General features: G+C 68.1%; 14 protein-coding genes. 9 read left to right on the forward strand and 5 right to left on the reverse strand.

The features are described from left to right. Nucleotides 1–315 precede the first annotated feature (315 nt). Entirely contained in the window at nt 316–1,080 is a 765-nt protein-coding gene (locus tag AB0D93_RS16820) for a hypothetical protein (protein ID WP_362119817.1), read from the reverse strand. Further along, on the reverse strand, nt 1,080–2,441 hold the full coding sequence (eccE, locus tag AB0D93_RS16825; RefSeq protein ID WP_362119819.1) for a type VII secretion protein EccE: 1,362 nt from the start codon (nt 2,439–2,441) through the stop codon (nt 1,080–1,082). The genes AB0D93_RS16820 and eccE overlap by 1 nt, the downstream gene beginning before the upstream one ends. 207 nt (nt 2,442–2,648) lie before the next feature. Between eccE and eccB the strand changes: the two genes are divergently transcribed. From eccB to AB0D93_RS16840, 3 genes are all read left to right on the forward strand, one after another. Next, nucleotides 2,649–4,172 carry a type VII secretion protein EccB gene (gene eccB / locus AB0D93_RS16830; protein ID WP_362119821.1) on the forward strand — a complete coding sequence of 508 codons (1,524 nt, stop codon included), beginning with the start codon at nt 2,649–2,651 and terminating at the stop codon, nt 4,170–4,172. 25 nt (nt 4,173–4,197) lie between these two features. Further along, the gene (gene mycP / locus AB0D93_RS16835) at nt 4,198–5,475 is read left to right on the forward strand and encodes a type VII secretion-associated serine protease mycosin (RefSeq protein ID WP_362119823.1); all 1,278 of its coding nucleotides are present in this window, start codon (nt 4,198–4,200) and stop codon (nt 5,473–5,475) included. 162 nt (nt 5,476–5,637) lie between these two features. Continuing rightward, a complete protein-coding gene (locus AB0D93_RS16840; RefSeq protein ID WP_362119825.1) occupies nt 5,638–6,075 on the forward strand; it encodes a hypothetical protein in 438 nt (145 codons plus the stop codon). A 28-nt stretch (nt 6,076–6,103) separates the two neighbouring features. On the opposite strand, the gene AB0D93_RS16845 is transcribed toward AB0D93_RS16840, so the two are convergent. Both AB0D93_RS16845 and AB0D93_RS16850 read right to left on the reverse strand, forming a co-directional pair. After that, nucleotides 6,104–6,616 carry a hypothetical protein gene (locus tag AB0D93_RS16845; RefSeq protein WP_362119827.1) on the reverse strand — a complete coding sequence of 171 codons (513 nt, stop codon included), beginning with the start codon at nt 6,614–6,616 and terminating at the stop codon, nt 6,104–6,106. A gap of 25 nt (nt 6,617–6,641) precedes the next feature. Next, nucleotides 6,642–6,980: a DUF4333 domain-containing protein gene (locus AB0D93_RS16850; RefSeq protein WP_362119829.1), complete on the reverse strand. Its 339-nt coding sequence runs from the start codon at nt 6,978–6,980 to the stop codon at nt 6,642–6,644. 356 nt (nt 6,981–7,336) lie between these two features. Here AB0D93_RS16850 and AB0D93_RS16855 point away from each other — a divergent pair, with 356 nt between their 5' ends. Genes AB0D93_RS16855 through AB0D93_RS16865 form a run of 3 tightly spaced genes read left to right on the forward strand, consistent with a single transcriptional unit; the run spans nt 7,337 to nt 9,571 of the window. Next, nucleotides 7,337–7,708 carry a hypothetical protein gene (locus tag AB0D93_RS16855; protein WP_362119832.1) on the forward strand — a complete coding sequence of 124 codons (372 nt, stop codon included), beginning with the start codon at nt 7,337–7,339 and terminating at the stop codon, nt 7,706–7,708. Nucleotides 7,709–7,727: 19 nt separating this feature from the next. After that, nucleotides 7,728–9,023, forward strand: a complete 1,296-nt coding sequence (locus AB0D93_RS16860; RefSeq protein WP_362119834.1) for a putative T7SS-secreted protein — start codon at nt 7,728–7,730, stop codon at nt 9,021–9,023. Nucleotides 9,024–9,058: 35 nt separating this feature from the next. Next, nucleotides 9,059–9,571, forward strand: a complete 513-nt coding sequence (locus AB0D93_RS16865; RefSeq protein ID WP_362119836.1) for a hypothetical protein — start codon at nt 9,059–9,061, stop codon at nt 9,569–9,571. A gap of 63 nt (nt 9,572–9,634) precedes the next feature. Here AB0D93_RS16865 and AB0D93_RS16870 read toward each other — a convergent pair whose 3' ends face one another. Then, the gene (locus tag AB0D93_RS16870; RefSeq protein WP_362119838.1) at nt 9,635–10,351 is read right to left on the reverse strand and encodes a hypothetical protein; all 717 of its coding nucleotides are present in this window, start codon (nt 10,349–10,351) and stop codon (nt 9,635–9,637) included. Nucleotides 10,352–11,043: 692 nt separating this feature from the next. Between AB0D93_RS16870 and AB0D93_RS16875 the strand changes: the two genes are divergently transcribed. The 3 genes from AB0D93_RS16875 to AB0D93_RS16885 all read left to right on the forward strand — a co-directional run bounded on the left by AB0D93_RS16875 (nt 11,044) and on the right by AB0D93_RS16885 (nt 14,594). Beyond that, a complete protein-coding gene (locus tag AB0D93_RS16875; protein WP_362119840.1) occupies nt 11,044–11,484 on the forward strand; it encodes a hypothetical protein in 441 nt (146 codons plus the stop codon). A 2-nt stretch (nt 11,485–11,486) separates the two neighbouring features. Further along, nucleotides 11,487–13,280: a hypothetical protein gene (locus AB0D93_RS16880; RefSeq protein WP_362119842.1), complete on the forward strand. Its 1,794-nt coding sequence runs from the start codon at nt 11,487–11,489 to the stop codon at nt 13,278–13,280. A 90-nt stretch (nt 13,281–13,370) separates the two neighbouring features. After that, nucleotides 13,371–14,594: a S8 family serine peptidase gene (locus AB0D93_RS16885; RefSeq protein WP_362119844.1), complete on the forward strand. Its 1,224-nt coding sequence runs from the start codon at nt 13,371–13,373 to the stop codon at nt 14,592–14,594. The last annotated feature ends 123 nt before the right edge of the window (nt 14,595–14,717 follow it).

The raw sequence follows: 14,717 nt of genomic DNA on the forward strand, positions 1-14,717 counted from the left end.
CGACCGTTCCTGTCGTACGATTCGCCGGGCTTCCCCCTTGGGTCACCGGACCCCTGCGTCGCAGAGCGCGTACCACCCGCTCGCGGGGGACTCGCGACGTGCCCGACCCCAGCCTAATCACCAAAGCGACGCGGCGGTCAGGCCCGGCCGCCCCTTCCTGCACGTCCGACGCGTCACACCGGGCCCGAGACCACGTCGGCGCACACGTACGTACACCAAAACGTGACGAAAACGCGTCGGATTCAGGCGTCACCGTAGGCGAATTCGGGCGAGAACGCCCCAGTACTCGTGAAAACCAGCCAAGTTGGACGCACGTCAGTCCATCCGGCGTGCCACACCCAGCAGTCCGGTCTCGGCGTCCGTCGCCCGCGTCACCACGTACTGCCGGTCGCGCTCCGTGCACCACAGCGTCACGCCGTCCGGAAGCGTGGGCAGCGTGTCCAGTTCGGGGCGCGGCAGCGCCATCACCCGCCCGATCTCCGCCGCCTCGTCCGGGGAGACCCGCTGCACGCCCACCAGACGCGCCTGACGCATCAACCGCGGCGCGACCGGGCTCAGATACGGCAGCAACGTCAGCACGGACTGCCACGGCGCCGACACCACGCGCCCGCGCGGCGGCCGCATGCCGCAGTCCCGCACCACCAGCACCGGCGTCCCGGCCGAGGCACCCTGCGGGGGCACGCGGCCGACCTCGTGGACCGCCAGGCCGTTCTGACCGCCGCCCATCGCGTGCACCATCGGCATCCAGGCCTGCGGCCGGCCCGTCTCCACGGCCACCCGCGCGCCCGTCGCCGCCGCACGCAGCGCGATGACCTGAGCGGTCCACAGGCCGCCGATGAGCACGATGTCGAACGGCGTCGGGCGGTTCACCCCGAGCACGGCGGGCTGGCCCTCGGCGTTGTCGCCGACCACCACGCCGTCGTCGCCTATCGGCAGGGACAGCGCATCGGCCTGCTCCGCGGGCAGTGTGTGCCGCGGGTGGCGGGGGCCGAGCAGGCCGAAGCCGGTGCGCAGCCGCCCCTTGGAGCCCGCCGCCGATGCGGTGGCGCGGGACGAGTCGGGAGAGGTCGACAGGGCCATCAGCGGGCACCTCCAAGCGGCAGGGTGGCCAGGACTCCGGGGAGTTGTTCACGGTCCAGGCGCGCGAGCCCGGTCCGCGCCTGCCGCGCCGCCCGCTCCAGATCGCGCCGCGCGTTGGTCAGCTCCTGGTTGCTGCGGCCGGTGATGCGCAGATGGCCGGTGATGGCCACATCCTGCTGCGCGCCCGCCGCCAGCGTCAGGCTGAAGGTCGTCGCCAGCGCGGGCACCTCGGTCAGCTGCGCCACCAACTGCCCCAGCGAGCCGCCGGATCCGCCCAGCTGGGGCCAGCGGCGCACCCAGTAGGTCGTGTGCCGGCGGTTGTCGCAGCGCCAGCTGCGGCTGGACTCCTCGGTGCGGCGCTGCGGCGCCTCACCCCGACCGGCCTGGGCCGTCACCATCGGGTTGGCGCAGGCGGAGGTGGCGATCGCGGCCGTCAGCTCCTCCTCGGTGAGCACACTCGCCCGGAACCCGGCGCCGGTCAGCCGGCTCGACAGGTGCTCGGCCGCGCGGGTCAGACACTTCTGCGCACCCGTCAGGCCGCCGCCGCGGGCGGCCACCGCCTCCGGGCACAGCTCCGGATCGAGCTTCAGCGCGATCCACGTGATGCGCACCGCGGGGGAGCCCGTCTGGGCCTGCAGCGGCGCGTAGTTGCTGACCACGACCGACTGCTGGGGCAGGTGCAGCGCCGGGGCGGGCTGGGTGTGCACCACGATCTGCGCCGACTCCAGCCGGATCCCGTCGACTTCGAGGACGTCACGGACCAGGGCCAGCGGCAGCGGCCTGCGGCTGCGCTCCGCGCGCAGCGCGTCGGCGTCCGACTCCACCTGGAGCACCGCGGTCAGGAAACCGCCGTCGCCGACCATGCCGATCGGCCGCTGGTCGCGGTCGTCACCGCGGCTGTAGCTGTACGTGCGCAGGGCCGGGTCGCACTCCACCGCGGGCGCGAGACCGGAGTCCGTCCCCGGCGCCGGCGGGGTGCTCGCGGCACGCCGTCTGCGGGCCCGCAGCGCCAGCAGGGTGCTGAGCCATTCCGGCAGGGAGCGCCCACGGCGTCGTACGACGGCGAGCACCACGAACAGCGCGGCGACCGGGGCGAGCGCGATCAGCGCGATCGTCCCCACCAGCCATCCGCACAGCGCGAGCGCGGCCGCGATCTCCAGCAGCACCAGCCGCTGCAGTGCGAACGAACCGCCGCGGCCCGAGCGGGACTCCAGATGCGGCGCGAAAGCGCCCTGGTACGACGCGGGTGCCTGCTGCGCGGCGGGCCCGGGGGAGGAAGTGCCGCGGCCACTCGACCGGCGTGCGCGACCAGATCGTGATCCCGATTGCGATCGCGACCGGGTCCGCGTTGCGGAAGCCATCACTCCAAAACCCCCGAACTCACCCGGAAACCCTTTGGGGTCCGGTCCCTTCAAGCCCTGAGCACCCTACCCGTGCCACAAGCACGTCCACGCAACAGGCATAGTAGGGGGCGGGTCTGACAGTCGAGTCACCAGAGGCAACCGAGGGCGGGGGACGGATCTTCACAGGTCCCCCACGGCTCCGCAACGGGGAGAGAGCGGACACAGATGGCATCACGGCGGGACGAACTCAACGCCTACACCTTCGCGAAGCGCCGCACGCTCGCATCATTCCTTCAGCCTTCGCCCACCGGCTCCGAGGAGGGCGCGCCCAAGCCGCTGGGCGCACTCGTGCCCGGCCTCGTCGTCGGCGTCGTGATCCTCGCGGTGTTCGGCGCCATCGGCATGTTCAGCCCCACCGCACCCAAGGGCTGGGACGATCCGGAAAAGCACGTCATCGTCGCGAGCGAGTCGACCACGCGCTACGTCGTGCTGAAGACGGGCAAGCAGACCCAGCTGCACCCGGTCCTCAACATGGCCTCCGCCAAGCTCCTGCTGAGCCCCCAGAACGACAGCGTCATCACCGTCGACGAGAAGATCCTGGACAGCGGCAAGCCCCCGCACGGCGTCACCATCGGCATCCCGTACGCCCCCGACCGCCTGCCCTCCGCCGCCGAGGCCTCGGCCGCCAAGCGCTGGGCGGTCTGCGAACGCCCGGGTGCCGGCGGCCGGGCCATCCAGAAGGCGGCCTTCGTCCTCGCGAAGCGGGAATGGCCCAGGACGGACGGGCCGGACAAGCTCACCGGCGGCGACCTGATGTACGTCGTCGCCCCGGACGGCAGGACCCAGTACGTCGTCGACGCGCACGGCACGGCCTACCAGATCGCCGACACGAGCGACAAGGAACTGCTCAAGGCCCTCGACACCCAGGGCCGCGCCCCGCAGCGCGTCTCCCAGGACTGGCTCGACACCCTGCACAAGGGCGACCCGATCTCCATCCCGACGATCCAGGGCACGCCCGGCGTGAAGGCCGGCGCCGGCAGCCTGCTGGGGCAGTACGACAAGGTCGGCGAGGTCCTCAAGGCACTGGACGGCCAGACCATGCGGTACTACGTCGTCCTGCAGGGCAAGGTGGCCCGCATCTCCGAGTTCACGGCCACCCTGCTGCTCAACAGCGGCAAGCTCGTGACCGTCGGCCAGGCCGGCGAGGCACAGAAGGTCAGCCCCGCCGCGGTGGCCGACAGCACGACGTTCGACGGCAGCAAGAACTGGCCCGCGTACAAGCCGAACACGGTGAACGACGGCTCCAGCGCCACCAGCGGCCGCAACACGGTCTGCAACGTCCTGCGCTCGGTGGACGCCAAGGGCCGCACCACCCTGTCGACCTGGGTCGGCCAGGACTTCCCCGCCCAACTGCCCACCGGCTCCTCCAGCGGCTACGTCACCCCCGGCTCCGGCCAGCTCTACCGCCAGTTCCAGGGCACCGAGACCACGGTCGGCGGCGTCTTCCTGGTCACCGACACCGGCCTGCGCTACGCCCTGCAGTCCAACAGCGACAGCGACAGCAACAACGAGGGCATCGGCACCTCCGCCACGCAGCGCAAGGAGGAACTGCAGGAGGCGAAGATCGCCCAGACCCGGCTCGGCTACGAGAAGGTGAATCCCACGCCCATCCCCATGGAGTGGTCGACGATCCTGCCGACGGGCCCGCGTCTGTCGGAGGCGGCCGCGCGGCAGCCGCAGGGCTCGTAGCGACCGGGCGGAGGAGAACGGAATCATGCTGAAGGCAAGGACGCCGGTGGCCAGGACCTCGGGCACCGCCGCCAGAGCGGCCGCTCTGACCGCCGCGGTGGTCCTCACCGCGACGACGACGGTGATCGCCCTCCCCGCCGCCCCCGCCCTGGCGGACGACGGCCAGTGCACCTTCCCGTCGAAGAAGTACGCGGGCCGGCCGTGGGCGCTGCAACGCGTCAACCTGGACGAGCTGTGGGCGCTGTCCAAGGGCAAGGGCGTCCAGGTGGCCGTGATCGACACCGGGGTCGACGTCAAGAACCCGCAGCTCACCAAGGCCGTGGCCGCCTCGAAGGGCGAGAACCTGCTGCCGCGCAAGAACTCCAAGGGCGAGGCGATAGACCGAGGCAACAACTCGGGCACCACGGACACGGTCGGCCACGGCACGCGCGTGGCGGGCATCATCGCCGCCCGCCCGGTGAAGGGAACGGGCTTCGTCGGCCTGGCCCCCGAAGCGACGATCATCCCGATCAAGCAGAACGACGCCGACGGTGACGGTACGGCGGACACGCTGGCCCAGGCGATTCGCGACGCCGTCGCCAAGGGCGCGGACGTCATCAACATCTCCCAGGACACGGCCAACGCGGTCACGGGCGGCCCGAGGCTGCAGTCGGCCGTCGAGTACGCCCTGAGTCAGCACGTCGTGGTCGTGGCCTCGGCCGGCAACGACGGCCTGGGCGGCAACGTCAAGTTGACCTACCCGGCGTCGTACCCGGGCGTCCTGGCCGTGGCGGCGTCCGACCGCAACAACGAACGCGCGCCGTTCTCACAGTCGCAGGACACGGTGGGCGTCGCCGCACCCGGTGTCGACATGATCTCCACGGTTCCCGGCGGCGGCCACTGCTCCGACAACGGCACGAGTTTCTCGGCCCCCTATGTGGCGGGCGTGGCGGCCCTGTTGAAGGCCAAGTACCCGCACTGGACGGCCCAGGAGATCGTCGCCCAGATAGAACAGACCGCGGAACGCTCCATCCCGGGACATGACCGGCTGGTCGGCTGGGGCGTGGTCGACCCGGTCAAGGCGCTGACGGACGTGGACCCGGAGCACCCCGTCCAGTCCCCGAAACCCGAGGGCGGCGTGTCCAGGGCCGAGGCCCCCTCGGTCACACCCCTGCACTTCGGCGAAACGGCGGAGGAACGGGACAGCCGCATGGCGACCTACGTGGTCGTGGGCGGCCTGGTCGTGGTGGCGGGCCTGAGCGGCACAGCCGTGGCGGTCCGCGACGCCCGACGCCGGCGCGGGAGGCTGGGGGCGGGGCGGTGAGCGCGCCGGTGCCCCGGGGACGCGTGGGGACGTGCGGGCGGCCGGGAACGGGCCGATGGACGCCCTGACGAAGCCGGACGTGCTCCCGCGCCAGGCGCGCACCCGGTCCGCCTGGAACTGCCCGACGCCGCCTTCGTCGTCGCACGCGTCCTCCTCGTGAGCATGGCCGCCATCGGCATCCACACGTCGATCCAGGGCTTCGGTCTCTCCGACGACCAGTCCTGGGACGACGGTGAACTGGCCGGCGCGGTGCGGCAGGCCACGGACGACCTGGACGGCTTCACGTTCACGGTCGACGACACCGGCACCCCGAACTACTTCGACGACTACGCATCGCTGCTCCGGGACAAGGTCGTCCAGTACGGCGGCGGCGACGCTCCGCAGGACGGCGTGACCGTCACCCCGGGCGGCACCGACACGGACGACGACGCGAACCTCACGGTCACCGCGGACGGCGCGGACACCGGCTTCTGCGAGCACATCGAGCGCGGCCGGTCGAAGAAGGACGACTACACGCCGCCGGGTGTGACCGGCGGGGAGGGCTCGCTCACGTATCGGGGATACCGGATCGCCGTGACGATGCGGCAGGGGGAGTGCTGACAAGGAGGGACGGCGGCAAGCCGGCGCCTCACAGCTTGCCGAAGACCACTCCCCGCCAGGTCCAACCCGACTTGAGGACGGTGTCCCGCAGGGGGTCGCGCAGCTCGGCACTGTCGAACCGGAAGGTCTCCGTCGCTTCGACGCGACCGCTCTCCCCCCGCCCGACGGTCCACTGCCGGCTGACGGTCCGGCTCGGCCCGCGCGTGTACTGCGACGTCACCTGAAGCCTCGCCGGAGACCCGACCCGCTCGACCTCCCACTGCTCCTCGAGCGCCCGCACCTCATGTTCCTCGGCGACCAGCCGCATCCGGATGCGCACGGCGTGACTGATCCGGGACTGGACGAAGACGTGCTGCCAGGCGGGCTCCGTGAGGCGCCACTCGGCCAACAGGTCGCACCGCTCCCCGCCGCCGTACCGGATGACGTACGGGACGTCGGCATGACCGAGGCCGAGCAGCGCCGCCCGCAACTCCTCGCCCGGCACCGGCGAAACCCCCGCGGGCGGGCGCCGGGTGCTGGTCAGCTTGTCGAAGAGTCCCATGAGGTCAGCCCACGAAGAGACTTGCTCAGTTCGCGGCCGGGGAGGCCTTGTCGTCGGCCTTGATGTCGAAGTTGACCTGGCTCCCCTTGACGGAGGAAACGGTGACGGTCACGCCCAAGGTGCTGCCGTCGTTCGCGGTCAGCTTGCAACGGGTGCTGCTGCCGACCTTCCCCGTGAGGTCCTCGGGGCACGTGATGTGCGGCTTCGGCTGACCCGTCTGCGCGGCGAGCCGCTCGGAAACGGTGGAGGCGAGCTTGTCGGCGGAAACCTTCGGCTCCGACTTCTTCACGCTCACCGATCCGGAGCAACCGACGAGCAACGTACCGGCGGCCACGGCCGAGAGAATCGAAACAGCAGTGGTCATCCGGGCTTTGGACATTGCAACACTCCGCGTCGGCTTGGATGAAAAGAAGACCTGGCGAGCATACTGGGCGTGAGCGCGGCAGTGGGCGACGGGGCGTCCCGGCATTTGCCGTTTCCAGGTGATGCTTCATAGGTTCTTCACCTTCTCCGCAAGTGCCCCGCAGCGTGCAAAGTGCCTGCCCAATTGGTGAACGAGCCGAGTCCTTTCACTCGCAAGAGTGAATCCGAAGTCGGTGTAGCGCAGTAACAGCGGTGAACCTTCGGGTAGTTGGCCGCACTGTGGCGCCAATGGCGCTCAGTTGCAGGAGTCGTGGGGGCGGGTGGCCCCGTCATTCGAACGATGATGTTGGTGCTAGCGTGAGTGCGCCGACCGCCAACGCGGTTGTCTGCAGGTGGGGTTGGAAGAAAGGTAACGGGGATCTCGTGTCGGCTGATCTCGGAGTGGGGCCAGGAGTCCTCAAGAAAGGCGCTTCGGACATTCTGGAATGTCTCACGTCGGTCCAGAAGGTAGATCTGAAGGATCTGGCCGAACAGGGTGCCTCGATGGGGGACGATTCGGCCGCCGACGCTCTGGTCACGTTCTGTGGCACTTGGCAATTGGGAGCCCAGTTCCTCGCCGACTCCACAGCGACTCTGGCGGGTGGACTGAACAAAGCCAACACCGACTACGCCGCGACGGACGAGGCGATCCGTGACGCGGTGAATTCGGTCAAGTCGGATTTGAGTTAGGGACGGGGAATCCGCATCCATGGCAAGCGCGTTGGGGTCGACGAGCGACCCCAAGGACCTTATCCCGGGAGATCCCGGAAAGCTGGGCGAACTCGCCACCACGCTCAACAGCTGGTCCAAGAAGTTCGAGAAGATCGGCGACGGTCTGCGCGACCTGAAGATCCCGGGCTGGACCGGCCAGGCCAGTGACGTCTTCTGGCCCACCCTGTCCAAGGAGAAGACGAACTGGTACCTCGCGGCCGACGCGATGTCGGGTGCGGCCAAGCAGATCACCTCGTACTCCTCGACCCTGAGCTGGGCCCAGAAGCAGGCCTCCACCGCGATCGAGCAGTGGAAGTCCGGGAACCACGATGCGGCGGAGACGACGCTGAAGGGCGCGCAGAAGCAACTCAAGCCCGAGGCCGAGAAGCTGACGAAGAAGCTGGATGACCTGGCGGGAGGCGCGGCACACAGCCCGGGCTGGCTGAAGCAGGACAGGCAGCAGGTCGATGACTGGAAGTGGATCCAGGATCATTCGGTCGGCAAGACCAGCCAGAACCGGTGGAAGTGGGAGACCCAGCACTGGTTGCCGAAGGGCGACGGTGAGTACCGCACCGACAAGGTCTGGGGCAAGGACGAAGACGGCAACTGGTTCGTCCGGGACAAGCCTGCGGACTCCGGGGACGAAGGCGAAGAGGGCACCCCTGGTAAGAAGACCAACACCACTGTCAAGCTTGCCGAGTGGACGGGCGGCGCGAATGCCTGGTCGGACGGTGGCAGCAAAGAGGGATCCTTCCTGGGTGACGGCAAACTGAAGGGTTCCCTCGGCGTCTCCGCGCTCGGGGTGGACGGAACCGCCGGCGCGAGTGTCACCAACGGGCAATTGCAGGCCGGAGTGTCGGGCAGTGCATATCTCGCCCAGGCTTCCGCGAGCGGCAGTGCGGAATACGGAATGGCCGCGGTCCAGGGCGAAGCGAAGGCGTATGCGGGAGCTGAGGCCTCCGCGAACGTCGGCGTCGGCAAGGACGGGCTGCACGCCGGTGCCGAGGCGTTCGCCGGCGCCAAGGCCACGGGTTCGGCCTCGGCCGACGTCGGTGGTGTCGGCGCCGGTGTGAGCGGAGAGGCGTGGGCGGGTGTTGGTGCCTCCGCCAATGCCGACCTGGGCATGAAAGACGGCAAGTTCACCATCGGTGGCGAGCTCGGAGTCGGTCTGGGCGTCGGTGGCAAAGTGTCCTTCGACGTCACCGTCGATCCCCACAAGATGGTCGACTCGGTCGGCGACGCGGCCGACTGGGTGGGCGACACCTGGGACGACACGGTCGGCAGCTGGCTCTAGGCTGAACCGATGCTCATCGAGGAAGTGGATGCACCATGACGACCACGCTGCCGGTCAAGATCACGTTCTCGCTGCCGGACGGCTGGCAGGCGGCGCCGCCGGACGAGGTGGGAGCACCTGGAGTTGCCTTCGTCGCGCTCCATCCCGCCTCCATCGACGGATTCACGGCGAACATCACCATCGCCGGGCGTATGCGCAACGACTCCGCCACCATGTGGGAAATCGCCGACGAGTCGGTACGGCGACTCCAGCAGGCAGGCCCCGTCGAGGTCGTCAAGAAGGCCGAGGTGGGAAGCCCGGATATCCCGGGCCTGACGGATTCTCCCGGCGTGGTCCAGAACCTCCGCCTTCACACCACCCTGCGGGGAGAGCCGCTGGAACTGCTCCAGAGCCAGGTGTACCTCGGGATGGAGGACGTCAGGAATCCGGCGGAGCGCGCGGTCCTCGAATTCGTACTGACCGCCAAGCCGACCCAACTCGACGCCGTGATCGGGGACTTCCAGGCTTTTCTGCGGACGGTGCACCCGGCCGACGAAGAGTCTGCCTGAACAACGTAGTGCCCCCTGCCCCGGTGATTCTCTCACCCCGGGGCAAGGGGCACTCTGGCTTGCTCAGGCTGCCGACCAGGTCTGTGCCGGAATCCGGTCCAGGACGTCGCACAGGAAGTTCAGCTTCTCGTCGACGGTCTGCGGTGAAAGGGTGCCTCTGTACCACGTGAACAGGTCGTTGTTACGCAGCTGGAGCGGAGACTTCTTGGTCTTAGTATCTGTCATCAGATAGGGCACCACTGCGGGACAGAGGGCATTTCGGACGAATTCCTCGTCATCCGTGATGACCCGGTAGTTCTGATCGAACTCCGGTACGCCGAGCTGCATCTTCGCCCTGCGGTCGAACAACCTGTCCAGCACATTCGGACGCAGTATCTGCACGAACGGCCCTGGACCAGGGGTCGTGACGACGAACACTGCCTCGATGGTGGGCTGCTTGCGTTCTGCGATGTCGGCGCCCGATGTGACATTCATGTACCGGTACTCGAAGTAGGTGAACTGGCGACCCCGGAACTCGCCCGTGGTGTAGTGCCAGGCGCGCAGATTGCTCCCCCGTGTAGGAAAAGGGCGCAGGCCGCAGTACTGGTCGATCCTGCCTTGGACGCGTCTCTCGTACGTCCATCCGCGTTCCGGAGCGATCCGGGCGAGCTGTGCATAGTCCTCCTGGATTTGCGCATCTTTCTTGCGTCCGCGTGCGGACATCGTGAACACGAGGGTGAACATGCCTGCTACGCAAGCGAACAGCAACACCAACACCAGAATCCCGGCCCATTGCTCCATGGGGCCAGATTATTGCGGACGCGGATGCCGCCGTGAACCGGGCCTTCCGCTTGACCACAGACACCCCTCCCCATGGGCCTGTGTCGCCGTCAGCTGTCACCGACCCCCGCAGAGGGAGTCCTGCCTGCCGGGGCCTCCCGGGCACGGTCTTGAGTGCGGACGCAAGTTCTCTGACGAGCGATTGGTTGAGACGCATGTGCGTCGAACGCCGCTCTGTGCCTCGGACTTCAGCTGCTCCCACTCGTCCCATGCCATGTCCGGCACCCCTCCGTGACGTGCTCTTCCCGAGGGGCCGTACTCGAGCGTTGGTGGTTCCGCGGGCCTGTGAGGGCTCCAACGACCCCAATGCGCGCTAGCAAGGCACTTCGCACATGCCAGGCGTTGCTCAGCTGCGCGACCCGTCAGGTGTAGAAGTTTGATGAAGATCGGGACTGGCGCGGCGCCGGAGGCCGATCGTGGCCACGGCGGGTCATACTGCGCCGGAGGCGCGGTTGGGAAGCCCGTCCAAGCTGCGCCACAACCCGGCGAATCGGGCAAAACGCGACCCCTGTTTCGGTGTCGTAACTGAGGTAACACACAGGCCGGTTGGACCCGTCGGGCGGGTTGACTACAGTGGTAAACGCGTTGTGAGGCGCGGCTCGCTTTGCGATCGTACGGCGGGCAGGTGGTCGGGCTCGATCCAGTCGAGGTCGATGGTGTACGGGGAAACGGGGAGGAACATGAGCGGGGGCGGGGCGAGGGCGAACCTCAGGGTCAGCAGTGACGCCCTGAAGCAGTTCGTCGGAACGGTGGACAGCGTTCTGGCAGATCTTGAGAAGTCGGCGGGCAATCCGGCGCGAGTCGGTGAGCAGGGGATCCGGCACACGTCGCTCCGCAGCGGGTCTGCAGGCTTCCATGAGGCCGACGCCCTGTATGGGACGTTCAACGAGGTCCACCAGGCGCTCACGAACCTCTCCAAGACCCTGCATCTGCAGATCGAGGCGATCGGCATCGCCGTCAAGGGTGCCAACGGGACCTTCAACGACCTCGAGGAAGAGCAGCGTCGCAGGTTCTACGAGATCCAGACAGAGATCAAACAGCTCAATCCGCAGAGCGACAAGAACACCGGCGGCGGGAAGAAGGGAGAGATCTGAGCATGACCGACAAGCACAAGGCGGACATGGATCGGGTCTCCGCGGAAAACGGCTTCACAGACCTTGCCCGGGGCCTCGGGGATCAGCCCAGTACTGGTGGCCTGTTTCTCAATCCCGTAGAAATCCTTCGCTCTATGGCCAAGGCCACGCCGTACGGGCAGGCCATGGTCAAGCGCACGGAATTCGACCGCTATGAGCTCAACGCAATGATCGACCTGGTCGAGCGGACGGATCCGGAAGACCTGGAATCCTCCGGTCGGGCTCTCTGGGACGCGCGCGATGCCATCAAGGTGGCAGCAGACACGCTCAAGGGTAAGTTCGACACGGTCCCCTGGGAGGGCCAGGCGGGCCATGAATTCCGCACATGGGGCGACAATCTCGTCAAGCACGCACACGGGCTCGCCGAATTCGCCGGAGGAGCCGGTGACTCGATCACTGCGGCCGCCGAGGGGCTGGCATCGGTTCGCCACGCCATGCCTCCCCGTGACACGCGAGCGGATCGGACGCCGGCCAAGGACTTCCCCGCCCACGAGAAGGTGGCCGGCAACAAGGACTACGCCGCTGCAGTCCAGGTGGAGAAGCACCGCCAAGAGGCGGTCAACCAGATGAACCGGTTGGCGTCGTATTACGCCGTGTCGGACCAGTCACTGCAGGACTTGCACAAGAGCGCGCCTGACTTCGGCGGCCTCCCGAACGTCGGGGTGCCCAGGCCCCAGATCTATAACGACCCCGTTCCGCAGGGCTCCCCTTCGCACGGATACCAGGGCACGGGCTCGAGTGCGGTCGGAGGGCATCATGCGCCGGTGGCGCCAGTGCGTCACGCGGTTGCGCCCGATACAAGCGGCACACCAGCGCCTGTAAGTCACGCCACGGATCGAGTCACGCACCCCGACGTGCCTGTCGGTACGCACATCGACACCACCGGCACGCTGCCGCCGCCCACGACCACCACGCCTGGTCCCGGTCATACTCCGCCAGTCACGGGCACGCCTCCGACAAGTGGTGGCCAGCCCAATGTGTTCGACGGCGGCGGCTTCCGGCTTCCCATGCCCAACGCCACGTCGGGCCGTGGCCTGAACGGTGCCGGCGGGTTCCGTAACCTCCCGACCGCTCAGGGGCGCGCGGGTACGTCCGAGCTGACCAATCCGGGCTCCGGGCGCTCCACTGGGCGAGGGCCCATGGAGCAGGTCGGCCGCGCCACTTCGACTGGACAGTCCGCTGTCAGGGGCACCGGTTCCGGGCCGAGGGCATCCTCGCCCATGGGCCGAGGAGTCACGGGCGGTACGCCACGCCCCGCAGGCACGGCGGCATCGCGTGCGACGAACGGGCCGACCACCGGTGCCGGCCGCGGCAACGGAGTCGTCGGGGGACGACCCTCCACGACGAATCCGTCGGCGAAGAACGGTTCGAGGATTCCGCGTGGCACGGTCATCGGAGGCGAGGAGGAGGCCAACTCCAGGCCCACGACTGGCCGTCTCGGTCAGCGCGGCGTCTTCGGAACACCCGAGTCCGAGTCCACGACGCGGGCCGGCTCAGGTGCGACTGGTTCCCGCGCCCGCGCGGGAACGTCCGAGGCCGTCACCGGGCGGGCAAGCGCACGCACGTCCGCGGCGGGAGCCGAACGCAACGGCATGACCCGTGGTGGTGCCGGTCTAACGCGAGGCGCAGGCCACACCGGACGCCCTGGCGAAGAGCGGAAGACGGACGGGACACCGCGGCCCGACTACCTGGTCGAGGACGAAGAGACACACCTGCTGAACAGCCCCCGGCGCGAAGTGCCGCCGGTCATCAACTGAACGCGAGCGAGGACATTCAACGCCATGAAGTCAGGGACCAGCCGACGAGTCGACCAGGCTGAGCTCCGCACAGCGCGTTGCGGAAGACGAGTGCGCGCGGTGGGTGCGGTTGTCGGCGCTCTGACCGTTGTGACCGTGACTTTGGCCCCGGGTGCCGCTGCTTCCGACGAGCAGTCGAAGCAGTGGTACTTGGGCCCCATGCAAGCCGAGCAGATGTGGAAGGTGAGCACGGGTAAGGGGGTCAAGATCGCGGTCATTGACACCGGGGTGGCGGAAACACCGTCGCTCAAGGGGCAGGTGTTGACCGATGAGGTCCCCAAGGCTGTGGCCTACCACCCGACGGACGACTACACAGGCCACGGCACGAGCATGGCCGAGTTGATCGCGGGTACCGGGGCAGGCGGTGGGCTGAAGGGATTGGCACCAGGCGCGAAGATCGTCCCCTACCGCGTCAAGCTCGACGGCATCAAAGGGGCGAAGGAAGAAGCCAGGACTCCGGAGCCGGCTGTGGCACTGAGGGCTGCTGCCGACACTGACGCAAAGATCATCAATATCTCATTCGCCGGGATGACCACAGACGAGGATGAGGCTGCGGTCAAATACGCGCTCTCGAAGGGCAAACTGCTGATCGCGGGAGTGGGTAACAACGGGGAGAACGGTCAGGCTGATTATCCCGCCTCGTACCCGTATGTCTTTGGCGTTGCGTCCGTCGACAAGTCCCTCACCGCGTCCAGCTTTTCCTCGGGCGGCGGCTATGCCGACGTGGCGGCTCCTGGTGAGGGATATCCGGGCTATTGCAAGGGCGGCACCGTCCGTTACTGCGACAACCGCCAGGGCACGAGCCCGGCCACCGCGCTCACCTCTGCCGCTGCTGCTCTGATCTGGTCCGTGCACCCCGATTGGACTGTGTATCAGGTTGAGAGGGCCCTCCTCGACACCGCTGGACGCACCTGGCCGAAGGACAAACCGAGCAAGTATCTCGGCTACGGGATCATTCGTCCTCGCATGGTCCTTGAGGACAAGAATTACGACCCCGGCCCCGCCAATGTCGATCCGCTCCAGAAACAGGATGGTCACCAGTGGGCGAGCGTAGCCCCTGTGGCTCCTAAGAACTCTCCTTCTCCCTCTGCATCAGCCTCGTCACAAGCCCAGGACAAGGGTTCCACCGGCGCGACCTCGGCGGCAGGATCGAGCGCGGAGTCGTCAAGTGGCGGTAGCAGCAACACCACTTGGATCGCGCTCGGGGCCGTTGGCGCGGTCGTCGTGGTCGGTGGCGGCGCCCTGGCCGTCGCGAGGGCACGTCGCGCAAGGTGAACTCCTTTCAGCATCAACAGCCGTAGCAGCCCGGTGCGGTTCGCCCAGGACAGCACCGCGTGCTCACCGCTGAGAGCACCGCACGGTGAGCCGGAACCATCAGATCAACAACGGACACACGAA

This window comes from Streptomyces sp. NPDC048191 (assembly GCF_040652655.1).
GTDB lineage: Bacteria > Actinomycetota > Actinomycetes > Streptomycetales > Streptomycetaceae > Streptomyces.